The following is a 12,410-nucleotide window of genomic DNA, read 5'->3' on the forward strand; positions in this document are numbered from 1 at the left end:
GTGGAGGATCGCTTAAAGAATTTGAAGAAAGTAATGAATAAAAGGACATTTGCAGACTTGAACTTTTCGGATCAGCACCAAAAGGCAATTCGCCAAAAAATAAACCAGCAGGAAGAAAGCGATGAGGAAATTCTACTAGCAGTCATGCAGCTTCTTGTTCATGAAAAAACAGGTCATGAATTAACCGGGCTACTCCGGGGGCGGGGAATTCAGAAATTCGAAAATAACGAAGGTCTTTTGTATACCCTGCTGCATCGCTTAGAACAGTCTGGCTGCCTCCAAACCAACTGGAATGATTCGGGGGCCAAATATTATTGGTTAAAGGATAAAGGCAGGAAATTGTTAAAAAAGGCAGAGCAAAAGCAAACAAAAAGACGATTAGTATTTAAGGAATTGTTAGAGGGGTGACTAGTTAATGGCGAATAATAAAAAACAAATCTTCTTAACTGAGGTCACTGACCAAATCCGATCAAAGGAAGCTAAGGCGTATGTAGCAAATGAATTAAACTTTCATCTAAAGGAAGCGAAAAGGATCTGGATGGAGAAAGGATTATCAGAAAGTGAAGCAGAAGAAAAAGCTGTTGAGCAGATGGGAAGTCCGACTAAATTAGGAATCCAGATGAATAAGCTGCACCGTCCTAAGGTGGATTGGTGGCTAATTCTTCTTTTAGTCGTGTCCATGGGTTTAAGCTTCCTGCCGATGTTCTCTCTCGGGTATATGAAAGACACATACTACTTTATCATTTCTAAGTTTCTCATTGCCTTTATTGGATTAGCTGCAACGATAGGCGTCATGCTGGTGGATTACCGAAAGTGGAAAAAGCACGGCTGGCTTTTTTACACAATCGGAATGATGCTTCTATTCATCCTGGCCTTTTTCTCGAACACTATGATAAATGGGCTGAAGCTAATAAAGTTTGGACCTGTTACGATTGAGAGTTTGATGGCTTTGCCTTTTTTCTATCTTGCTTGGGCTTCATTTTTCAATAATGGAAAATTGAGAGTTTTGCAGTTTATATTTTTGTTCATCAGCCCGATTTTACTATTTCTTGCCTTACCGAGTATTTCAACCATCTACCTCTATTCCGTGATGGTATTCGTTATGCTTTGGTGGAGTAAATTCAGTAGAAAGATTAAATGGATGATTTTTAGTGGTACACTTGGAACCATTTTGTTGACGTCCTTAGTGGTTTGGCCATTTATTAAGCCTTACCAGATTGTAAGACTGCTGGCATTTATTAATCCAGAGAAGTATGCCGATACGGAAGGGTTCATTATCCTTCGGATTCAGGAGATTATGTCAAAAGCTGGATGGTTTGGGCAACCAGGTGCAAGAGAGTTCGTACCAGAAGCACATACGAATTTTGTTTTTGTGAGTTTTACATATTACTACGGCTGGATTTTTAGCGTTTTATTAGTCATGATTCTCCTGTTGTTTGCTGCTAGGATGATAGTGATCCAACCAAAGATTAAAGATTCTTATGGACAACAGCTTCTTATTGGCGGGGTTGCCCTGTATGGTATCCAACTCGTTAGTAATATCGGTATGGCCTTGGGGTTCTTCCCTATGACTTCGATGTCATTGCCGTTTATCAGTTATGGATTAATGCCAACATTGCTTAATGCAATCTTAATTGGAGCGGTGTTAAGTGTATACCGCCGTAAGGATTTGGTATGGAGTAGTTAATCAAAGAAGAACTCTGAGTATCCAGGGTTCTTCTTTGCCATTTGAGGACAAATCGTGCACCATCATCAAGAAGATTAGTCCTTAATCCGGGGTCTTGAGGACAAATCACCATGGACAGCCAAAGAGAATAGTCCTTAATCCAGGGTCTTGAGGACAAATCGCCATGCGCAGCCAAAAGATTAGTCCTTAATCCGGGGTCTTGAGGACAAATCGCCATGGGTAGCCGAAGAGATTAGTCCTTAATCCTGGGTCTTGAGGACAAATCGCCATGCACCGCCAAAGAGATTAGTCCTTAATCCGGGGTCTTGAGGACAAATCGCCATGCGCAGCCAAAGAGATTAGTCCTTAATCTAGGGTCTTGAGGACAGATCACCATGCACAGCCAAAAAGATTAGTCCTTAATCCAGGGCCTTGAGGACAAATCACCAGCTACCCGAGACCCAGAGTGCCCTTATTTTAGCGGAATCCAAATCTCTGAATAATAATCAGGGCTGGAGGGATTTCCATTTGAATAAACTTCTAGGTCTGGCGTACCTGCATGCTTATAATGACTGGATGGGAACCATTCCGAGATGATTTGTTTCCATGTATTCTGCATAGCTTCTGGCATAGCACCGTGTACTTCAAATACCCCCCACTTTGAAGCAGGAATCTCAAGTTTCAATAGACCTTCAGGGGCGTCGCCCTTATGGTCTGTACCAATCCAGTAATCCATTAATAGAGAGCCAGAACTTCTTTTATCCACACATACCCCAAGGACACCTTTAATTTGCCCGTTATTTAACTCAAACAATAAATCATTTGTTCCATCAACATGGACATCATCCCACATCTTCGGAATTTCAGCTAAATTCTCTCCATTTTCGCAGGAAAATTCCCGCTTCACGCCGACAACTTTAAAACTCTCTTTTTCTACAATTTTGTAATTCATAGGTTCTGCTCCTTTCAAGTTCACCTGTATCGTCAGGCGGTTATAAGATTTTAGCTTTCCTGTATAAGTGCGTGCTTGACTAGGGGTTATTCCATGCTGCTTGCGGAAAGCTTTTGAAAAAGATTCGGGAGTGTCGTAGCCATATTTTAGAGCGACATCAATAATTTTGCTATCTGTTGAAGAAAGTTCCTGAGCTGCGAGTGTCAGTCGTCTGCGTCGCAGATATTCACCAACCGTTATGTCTGTTAATACTGAAAAAATACGTTGAAAGTGAAATACCGATACATTCGCTTGTTTTGCTATACTTTCGATCGTAATATTATCGAGTAAATGCTCTTCCATATAGTCTATCGCTTTTTGTAATGATTCTACCCATCCCATATGTGCTCACTCCTTATGTACATAGTAACAACTGCTGCAATCTTAATCCTGTCATTTTCTGCTCTATTTTAACAGATTACATTTTTTACTGATTAATATTTCTGATAGTAATGATATTTTTCTGAAATATTTGTTAAAAACTTTCTTGTTCTAAAAACTTGTCAACCCTATTTATTTATATAAATAATGGAAATCGCTACTAAAAATAGTATCTAAGAGCTCTAAATAGTAATTACCTCCAAAGGTTAGTATTTGTTAGACAAATAGGAACTTGAGACTGTAATTTAATTTAGCAGTTTTAGTAACTGTAAAATCCTTCCTTAAATATGACAAAAATCGTATGTTACGATGAACTTGTTAAAAACAGCAAATGTAGGAGGTTTTATAATGATTAAGAAAAAGGCTCTTTTAACCATAGCGGCTGCGGCGGCAATCGTAATGGCCAATCCAGCATTAAATAAAGCAGAGGCTGCCACTCCTGTAGTACAGGAAAAGATCTATGTATATCAAGGCTCAAATATAAATGAGATTAATAGCATAATTGAAAAATACCTTGCTAGTTTTGGTTTCACAATACCTGTAAAGCAGCCAGTCCAGACACCAACAAATCAACCAGCACCAACAAAGCAGCCTGCTCAAACAACGACTGCACAACCTGAGCAGCAACAGCCTGTGACAGAAACACAACCAACTGCAACAACACAATCAACAAGTGCCTTAAGTGTTTATGAGCAAAAGGTGGTGGATCTGACCAATCAGGAGCGTGCAAAAAATGGTCTGCCTGCACTTAAAGTTGATTTAACACTTAGCAAAATGGCACGTGAAAAATCCCGAGATATGTCTGCCAATGGATATTTTAGCCATACAAGCCCGACATACGGTTCTCCATTTGATATGATGAAAAAATACGGAATTTCGTATCGTTATGCCGGTGAGAATATTGCCATGGGGCAGCGAACACCTGAAGAAGTCGTTAAAGCATGGATGAATAGTGAAGGTCACCGCAAGAACATCCTTAGCCCGAACTTCAACTATATTGGTGTTGGATACGTCTCAGAAGGTAATTATTGGACACAGGAATTTATCGGAAGATAAGTCGATTGATTGTAAATCTATATAATTTTAATGGCTTGGGGATAATCTTCCCGCAAGCCATTTTCTTTTATTGACAGACAGACAGTGAAGAACATCTTTCGATCTCTGGCTATTTCCTAGGGAATATTTTGTCGATTAGGAGTTTCATAATCAACTATTAATCTACAATCATGGCCATAAAATGTGATTTTTCCAATATTCGACCATAGATTATTATGGAATAATCCTATTAGAAGACATATCCTTTCTTACAAAAAAATAATTGTCGAGATACGTAAAGTAAATAACAATAAATCGACATGTGCTTGTAATTTCTTTGAAACAACCCTTTGGTAACCTATTTTTAAATGCTGATTTTAGTTAGGGGACCAGGAAATGAGAAGGAAAAAAAGGCGAAGGCTTAACTGGCGAAATATAATTCGTTTATTTTTGTTTATTATACTTATCGCTGGCGGCTTTTATGGATTTACAGTCTATAATTCTTTTAATAAGGCAGTTGCCACTATGCATGAACCGCTTGATGACAAGCAGAGTAAGGAAAAGCAGCCGGAAGCTTTAAAAAAGAAGGAACCTTTTTCTGTTTTAATGCTTGGTGTGGATGAGCGAGAAGGAGACAGCGGCCGCTCTGACACGATGATTGTGTTAACAGTAAATCCTAACAATCAGTCTGTAAAAATGCTGAGTATTCCAAGGGATACCATGACAGAGATTATCGGTAAGGGGAAAGAAGATAAAATCAACCATGCTTACGCATTTGGCGGTGTGCAGATGGCGGTAGATACGGTGGAGAATTTCCTTGATATCCCCATTGATTATTATGTGAAAATGAATATGGAAGGCTTTAAGGATATTATTGATACAGTGGGTGGGATTAATGTCGAGAATAATCTTGCTTTTAAAGCAGAAGAATATAATTTTCCTGCAGGTCAGATTCATCTGAATGGCGAGGAGGCATTAATTTTTATCAGAATGAGATATGATGATCCAAATGGAGACTTCGGCCGTCAAGAACGTCAAAGGCAAGTAATCCAGGCAGTGATCAAAAAGGGGGCAAGCATCTCAAGCTTATCAAAAGCCCCAGATATCTTTGAAGCGATTGGGAGCAATATTAAAACGAATCTTACCTTTCAGGAAATGGTTAGCATTCAAAAGAATTATAAAGATGCCGGAAAAAACATCGAGCAGCTGACTATTCAATCGGAAGGAAAAATGATTGATAATATCTATTATGGAATCGTCACTATAGCAGAACAACAGCGTATTCAGGATGAATTGAAATCTCAATTGGAATTGAATAAATGAAAGTTAAAAGATTGAAGGCTGGAGATAAACTTCTCCAGCCTTGTTTTATTCCACACTATTTAAGAAAGTTATACCACACAGTAAATAAAACATAGGGCGAACAGCAGCATTCACTGTTCGCCGTATTTATTATGTGGTAATGATGAGGCCTCCTTTTTACTAATTAATTTCCATACATATAAGGATAAAAACATAAATATTTATAGGAAGGGACTAGAAGCATTTTTTACTAAGGAGGTGGGTGAAATTTCGGAAGCAAGTGAAAGTAAACGAAACTTAAATCGTTATGTCAGGTCCACTTTTAAGTCACTAGTTCATGCCATCATTCCACCTCACCTAAAACATAAAAATTATATAGGAACTGTTCAAGTGGCCGGAGCACAAGATTTACATGTTTATGAGTATGTAATTTGGATATTAGATCATTCGATTGCTCTTTCTGTAAAAGAACAGCTTCATTTAGTTAATAGTTCCATATCGAAATCCACTGCTGAATTGCTGGACATAGGTGCTGTCCAATTAATCCAGAAAGGGCAGATATATTACCCATTAAATGTAACAGCATATCCTGGTGGAGGTCCTTTCTCTTCACTATCTCCAATCGATAGGTTAAGGGCGATTACCTTAATAGAACAACTAGACATTAATCTTGAAAGCTTAAGCACTCCATACAAAAATAACCCGGGACTTGTTCGAAATATGATGGATGTATTAAATGAACTTTCTATGTTTGGCCACTATTCGGAATGGGCAGCGTACGGAACAACACGACTATTTTCTCCTGAATATAGAAGAGTCGAATTTTTTCCGCCTGGGTGGGAACAGACCCAGTATCCAGGTCCATCGTTTGGATACCGGGATTTCCGCGGGTTCTTAGCAATCATTCAGCACAAGAAGGTGAAGGACTAATGGCCAATAATGATGTGATCATAATCGGTGCTGGCGGCGGTGGAGCTGTAATTGCAAAAGAACTGGGAGAATTGGGATTAAAGGTTTTGGTTTTAGAGGCTGGCCCTTGGTATGGGAATAAAAAGTGGTCAAATCCTAATTTACAGCCGGGGGGAGTATCAAGCTCCACAACAGATGATTTGGATGTCATGCTCTATAAACAATTGTTGAACAAGTTTGAAATGAATATGAATGATTTAGTCTCAGGAAGGTTTCGCTGGGGCCCGGCAGATCGTAGTCGTTCCCAATGGTTTCGAAACGCTAATCAAAAAGGCGTAATTTGGCAATGCTCCGGTGTGGGAGGAACCACTCAAACTTATACCGCTAATTGTCCCCGGGCATATCCAGCAGCAATAGATAATGTCTGGCCGCTTTCTTATCGAGAACTTGTACCATATTATGAAAAGGTAGAAGCAACATTACCGGTGAACTTCGCTGCCACGACGGCAAAGGAAGAATTATTTTATTATGGTGCAAAGAAGGCAGGCTGGAATTTGATTCCTACACTAGATGTAACAGGCCCGGGGTATAGGCCACAGCCGAATGCCATTTTGCCTCCCAATGTAAATATCACAAATCCAAACATCACTGACGAACAATTGTCCTGGATGGAAGGCTGTACACTTGCGGGGCATTGCATCAACGGTTGTCCTCATGGCCCATCGATCGATAAAATGGCGAAGCGTTCCACAAATGTCAGCTATGTGCCACTTGCCTTAAAGACAGGAAATGTCTGTATAAGACCAAATGCCTTTGTTATAAAAATAGTAACAGAAAACACCCCGTACAAAGGGCTGCATGCCATTGGAGTGAATATTAAGGATACTTGGACGGGGAAGGTGGAAGAGCTAAGGGCAAAAATTATCGTGATGGCCGCGGGAAGCATCGAAAGTCCACGGCTTTGGTTAAATTCAGGGCTGCCTGATAATACATGGGTAGGAAGAGGATTGGTTAATCATTATATGGATTGGGTATCCGGGATATTTGATGAAAAGGATTTAATCCCACTATTGGGAACATCAGATATAAATCCGTTTGTGGGGAATACATGCGGGGCAAGGATGGATTATCCTGGACTTGGAGCGCTGCAGTCTGTAGGAATGAGTCCGGGCTTAACAGCTTCTTTTTATGCGGTGAGTGAGGCTGGATACTTTTACCTAAACACCCCTGGCAGGAATGATCTATGGGATATCAAGGGGCGTCTATACGGTAATGAACTAAAAGAAACAATGGATTCTTACCGTAGAACTTTAAATGTTTTAGTCAGTACTGATGATGATGTGAATCAGCGGAACGGGATTACTCTCGATCCGTTAATTCGTGATGAAAATGGATTTGTCCCTGTTGTGAGCTATCAGCCAACCCAAGAATCAAGGAGGAAACGAGGTCAACTTGTAAAAATAGCGGCAGACCTGTTAAAAAAGGCAGGGGCCAAAAAAATAATATGGACAAATTGGCCAGCCGGAATGATGATTCATATAGAAAGTACTATGCGTATGGGCTTTGTCGTTGATCAGGATTGCGAATCCTATCAAGTAAAACGGTTATATATCGCTGACAACAGTGTTCATTATAATAGTTTGGGCGGAGTCAATCCTACCCTCACGACACAGGCATTGGCTACCCGTACAGCGGAAAAAATATGTCAAAAGTATTTTAATTAGCATCATTCAGCTAATATATAGAAAAACTACCATCATAATAAATAAAGTTTGGTGGGATTTACTAATATGAAAGTATTTAACCTAATCCAAGATATATTTGAACCATTTATGGATGGAGAGAAAAGACCGTTAAATGTGATGGAGGTTTCAAATCTATGGTTTTTTCTACTAGGTACTGAAACAACCATGCGTAATGAAGAAATCGGCTACAATATGGCTCAAGATCCGGAATTAAAACAAATTTTAAAGGATATAAGGGAAACCGTTCATATTCCTATTAGAGACGAACTTAAGGAGTTTCTCATGAAGGAAGGGGTCCCCTTTCCCAAAACGACGCCGGAAAAACCTTCTGGCGATTTTAAAGATATTCCAGAGGGTGCTAAGCTAAATGATGAAGAACTGGCTAATTTAATGTCCTTTAATCTTGCAATGGGAGTTAATTATGCTTCTAGAGGAATTACTGAATCTATTCGAGCTGATGTTGGATTAATGTTCTCGAAGATTATGTTAAGGAAAATAACGGCTGGCTTAATAATGAAAAAGTATTTGGATCGGCATAAATGGCTTCGAATTCCTCCTTATTACAAACCATAGTTTTTTTAACATCGGTTTAAGCCGCAGAAGATATCTGTGGCTTTTTTTATTGTGATAAAAATAATTTGCCTTTATGACAAAGATTGTCAGGTAATAGCATAATAATTTAACTTTTCCCTCCTAGTGCAAATATTGCTAAAATAATAGATAGAGTTGAAAGTGGGGGGATCTATGTGCAAACTCAACGATATAAGTTTAAATTAAGCACGGTCATCATTTTCTTCGTTTGTTTAGTGGTACTTGTATCTTTAATGATTACAGATTTATTGATAAGTAATACGGTTAGTGAGAATATCCGAAAACATTCAGAGGAAAAAGCAAGGCTTGTTTCGCGTTCAGTTGCAACCTCCCATATTATTATCGAGGCATTAGAGGATAACCAAAAATCTTTAGAAATTCAAGAGTATACGCAAAGTATCCAAGCAGCCACAGACATGATGTTTATAGTAGTAATGGATATGAACGGAATACGGAAATCGCACCCGAATCCAGAACAGATCGGGAAACACTTTGTGGGCGGAGATGAAAAAGAGGCACTTAAAGGGAAAGAGTATGTATCAAGCTCCAACGGGACATTAGGCGAATCCTTACGTGCCTTTACACCCATTTACAATGTGAGCGGTACTCAAATTGGTGTGGCTGCAGTCGGCATATCATTAGAAAGTGTAGAAGCAGCACTAGGTAAAAGCCATCGAAGTATTCTTACGGTTACCGTATTAGGTTTACTAGTGGGGATTATTGGTGCAGTTTTACTAGCGAGGTATATCAAGAGAATCCTATTTGGACTTGAACCGTTCGCAATCGCCAAGATTTTTGTGGAACGAAGTACTATGCTTCAGTCTGTACATGAGGGAATCATTGCGGTTGATAAAGAACAAACCATTACGCTGGTGAATCGATCAGCAAGACAAATTTTAAAAAAGGCGGGACTTTCAAAGGACCCGGTTGGAATGAAAATTCATGAGTATCTGCCGTCAACTAGACTAAATCAGGTTTTGGAGATGGGAAAACCTGAACTGGATGATGAACAAATGATTAATGGGGTGTCCATCCTGGTCAATCGAGTTCCGCTTATTGTAAATGGTGAGGTGGTGGGGGCGATTTCAACCTTCAGGGACAAGACAGATGTTAAACAATTAGCAGAGCAATTAACTGGTGTCAAAACATATGCGGAAGCGCTCCGTGCACAGTCACATGAATTTATGAATCGCCTGCATGTAATCCTTGGAATGGTCCAAATGAAGTGTTTCGATGAATTATCTGATTATATCCGAGCATTGGTCGGCCACCACAACCAAGAGCTGGGAAACATAGCACAACAGATTAAAGATCCTGCACTAGCTGGTTTTCTTATGGGAAAATTAAGTTATGCAAGGGAAGAACAAGTTGAGTTTAATATTAACGTTCATACGGTCATTCCTGAGCCGGCGAATCCTAAAATTACCCATGAGTTAATCACTATTCTTGGGAATTTAATCGATAATGCCATTGAGGCAATGGAGGTTTCTATCGATAAAACACTAGATGTTACTCTTCATTATTCAGAAAAACGATTAACGATAGAGGTGTTGGATTCAGGACACGGGATTCCTAATGAGATTCAAAAAAACGTGCTTGAAAGGGGTTATTCAACAAAAGGAGAAAACCGTGGTTATGGTCTTTATCTCGTTACAAAAAGTATTGAAAACTTAGGCGGTAAAATGTCTATTGATTCAAAATCACTGCTTGGAACAGAGATCTATATAACAGTTCCATATGAGGTTGAGGGGGGAAACCATGATTAAAGTTCTGATAGTCGAAGATGACCCGATGGTAGCCGAATTCAACAAACGTTATCTTAATGAAGTAAAAGGATATAGTTTAGCTGGGATTGTTCATAACGTGGGGGATGCCAAAGAGTACCTTGAAAAGGAACAGGTTGACCTCCTTTTGCTTGATGTCTATATGCCAGGCATGAATGGACTTGAACTGCTTCATTTTATTCGAGAACGAAAGCTGGCAGTCGATGTCATTCTCATAACGGCTGCAGCTGACACAGAAAAAATTCAAACAGCCATTAGACTTGGGGTGGCAGATTATTTAATCAAACCTTTTGAGTTTGAGAGATTTAGTCAGGCATTGGAGAAATATAAAGATAAATCTGTCTTATTTGAAAAAAAGCAAGTACTTAATCAGAAAGATTTAGATGATGGAATTCTTTATGGTGACCAGAGGCTCTCTAAGGAAAAAACACAGACTTTGCCTAAAGGGTTAACCAATAGTACACTTCAGATTATTATTAATGAAATTAAATCAAAGGAAGGAAGCCTCTTTTCAACCGATGATATTGCAGAAAGTACTTATATTTCTAGAGTGTCTGTGCGAAAATATTTGAAGTATCTGACCCAAGTCGGAGTCCTTGAAGAGTCACTAACTTACGGAATTGGAAGACCGGTTTACTTTTACACATTGAAGAGGGACAAGCTTAATCAACTTTCTATGTATCTATGAAAAAGTGGCGATTGCCACTTTTTTGATTTCTAAGAATAAAGGGCCACACCTACCAAGCCGGAAAGTAGAATAACATATACTGGATTCCAACGAAGTTTTAATAATGCAAAGAGGGATAGTCCAAAAATGATGACTAAGCTTATCGAACGGAAGGATAGATCCATGGCAACTAGGTTATTGGCTAATGCAAATTTGATGGCCGCAAAGAGAATTAAGCTAGTAACTAAAGGTTTTAAGCCATAAAACATTTTCTCAACCACAGGATTATGGTGCAATTTTATAAAAAAGGCTGCAACACCGATCACTAAGATTAATGAAGGAAGTAAAATTGCAATGACAGATACAATAGCACCGCTAATCCCAGCTGCTGTATATCCAATTAAAATCGCACTGTTAGTAGCAACGGGTCCGGGTGACATACCAGCAATTGCAATCATATTCGTCAATTGTTCTGAAGACATCCAACCGTATTCTGTTACTGCTGATTCAATAATAGGGATCATTGCATAACCACCGCCAAATGAGACAAACCCCATGATGAAAAAGGTTTGAAAAAGCTCAATCAACACCATTCCGTTCACCTCTTTGTTCTAAATACCAGCACCCATGTAATATTCTGGGTCATTAGCTGGGTTTTCCTCTTTACTATTCTGCAATTCGATAATATAGCCTAATTTCGTCTTAATGGAAACGACGATTAATCCGGTTATTGCCCCAAGAATGATGGCTACAATTGGATGGATAAAAAATAGTGCCGGTACCCCTGCGGCCATAATGAAAAATGTTGTCTTATCAAATATGGCTGTTTTAGCTATTTTAATTGCGGCATATACAATGATAGCAACTATCGTAACGCGTATAGATACAAAGGCTGCTTCTAGTTTGGGATTATCATCTATATAAAAATAGGAAACTCCTAAGGATAAAACGATTAAAAAGGTTGGTATGGAAACACCGATCATAGCGGCTAAAGCTCCTCTAATACCGCCAATTTTATGCCCGATAAAGGTGGCTGAATTCACCGCCACCGCCCCTGGCACTGTTTGAGATAAGGCGATGACATCAGTAATTTCTTCACTTGTTAACCATTTTCTCTTTTCTACTATCTCTTTTATGATTAAAGGGATCATCGCAAATCCCCCGCCAAACGTCACAGGGCTAATCTTAAAAAATGTCCAAAAAATTTCAAATGCCAACTTCCACTTAACAGTCATAAAAATCCTTCTCTCCAAAAAAACTAAAGAAAATGTGCATTCTAGGAAACTTGCACCATATATAAAGGTACCAAAAGAAACAAAAAGGGTAAATGGCAACAAAT

General features: G+C 39.1%; 12 protein-coding genes. 9 read left to right on the forward strand and 3 right to left on the reverse strand.

The genetic code is table 11. From position 1 onward, the window contains the following. Both QNH29_RS03970 and QNH29_RS03975 read left to right on the forward strand, forming a co-directional pair. Positions 1-408 (forward strand): PadR family transcriptional regulator, encoded by a 408-nt coding sequence (locus QNH29_RS03970; RefSeq protein ID WP_283863554.1) that lies wholly within the window; start codon positions 1-3, stop codon positions 406-408. Positions 409-415: 7 nt separating this feature from the next. After that, complete coding sequence (locus QNH29_RS03975; protein ID WP_283863555.1) at positions 416-1,687, forward strand: FtsW/RodA/SpoVE family cell cycle protein; 1,272 nt, start codon at positions 416-418, stop codon at positions 1,685-1,687. Between the two features lie 451 nt (positions 1,688-2,138). Here QNH29_RS03975 and QNH29_RS03980 read toward each other — a convergent pair whose 3' ends face one another. After that, on the reverse strand, positions 2,139-2,999 hold the full coding sequence (locus QNH29_RS03980) for an AraC family transcriptional regulator (protein WP_283863556.1): 861 nt from the start codon (positions 2,997-2,999) through the stop codon (positions 2,139-2,141). Positions 3,000-3,389: 390 nt separating this feature from the next. On the opposite strand from QNH29_RS03980, the gene QNH29_RS03985 reads away from it, so the two are divergent. The 7 genes from QNH29_RS03985 (at position 3,390) to QNH29_RS04015 (ending at position 11,092) form a co-directional block, all read left to right on the forward strand. Next, on the forward strand, positions 3,390-4,094 hold the full coding sequence (locus QNH29_RS03985) for a CAP domain-containing protein (RefSeq protein WP_283865528.1): 705 nt from the start codon (positions 3,390-3,392) through the stop codon (positions 4,092-4,094). A 375-nt stretch (positions 4,095-4,469) separates the two neighbouring features. After that, entirely contained in the window at positions 4,470-5,396 is a 927-nt protein-coding gene (locus QNH29_RS03990; protein WP_283863557.1) for an LCP family glycopolymer transferase, read from the forward strand. A 237-nt stretch (positions 5,397-5,633) separates the two neighbouring features. Next, on the forward strand, positions 5,634-6,305 hold the full coding sequence (locus tag QNH29_RS03995; RefSeq protein ID WP_283863558.1) for a hypothetical protein: 672 nt from the start codon (positions 5,634-5,636) through the stop codon (positions 6,303-6,305). After that, complete coding sequence (locus QNH29_RS04000) at positions 6,305-8,008, forward strand: GMC family oxidoreductase N-terminal domain-containing protein (RefSeq protein ID WP_283863559.1); 1,704 nt, start codon at positions 6,305-6,307, stop codon at positions 8,006-8,008. The genes QNH29_RS03995 and QNH29_RS04000 overlap by 1 nt, the downstream gene beginning before the upstream one ends. Before the next feature lie 66 nt (positions 8,009-8,074). Continuing rightward, positions 8,075-8,602, forward strand: a complete 528-nt coding sequence (locus tag QNH29_RS04005) for a DUF3231 family protein (RefSeq protein ID WP_283863560.1) — start codon at positions 8,075-8,077, stop codon at positions 8,600-8,602. Between the two features lie 173 nt (positions 8,603-8,775). Continuing rightward, positions 8,776-10,386, forward strand: coding sequence for a DcuS/MalK family sensor histidine kinase (gene dcuS / locus QNH29_RS04010; RefSeq protein WP_283863561.1), 1,611 nt, complete (start codon positions 8,776-8,778; stop codon positions 10,384-10,386). Then, on the forward strand, positions 10,379-11,092 hold the full coding sequence (locus QNH29_RS04015; RefSeq protein ID WP_283863562.1) for a response regulator: 714 nt from the start codon (positions 10,379-10,381) through the stop codon (positions 11,090-11,092). Before dcuS ends, QNH29_RS04015 begins: the two co-directional genes overlap by 8 nt. A gap of 29 nt (positions 11,093-11,121) precedes the next feature. On the opposite strand, the gene QNH29_RS04020 is transcribed toward QNH29_RS04015, so the two are convergent. Together QNH29_RS04020 and QNH29_RS04025 are read right to left on the reverse strand one after the other, a co-directional pair. Further along, the gene (locus QNH29_RS04020; protein WP_283863563.1) at positions 11,122-11,664 is read right to left on the reverse strand and encodes a chromate transporter; all 543 of its coding nucleotides are present in this window, start codon (positions 11,662-11,664) and stop codon (positions 11,122-11,124) included. Between the two features lie 18 nt (positions 11,665-11,682). Then, positions 11,683-12,306 (reverse strand): chromate transporter, encoded by a 624-nt coding sequence (locus QNH29_RS04025; RefSeq protein WP_283863564.1) that lies wholly within the window; start codon positions 12,304-12,306, stop codon positions 11,683-11,685. Between the last annotated feature and the right edge of the window lie 104 nt (positions 12,307-12,410).

This window comes from Neobacillus sp. DY30 (assembly GCF_030123065.1).
Lineage (GTDB): Bacteria > Bacillota > Bacilli > Bacillales > Cytobacillaceae > Neobacillus.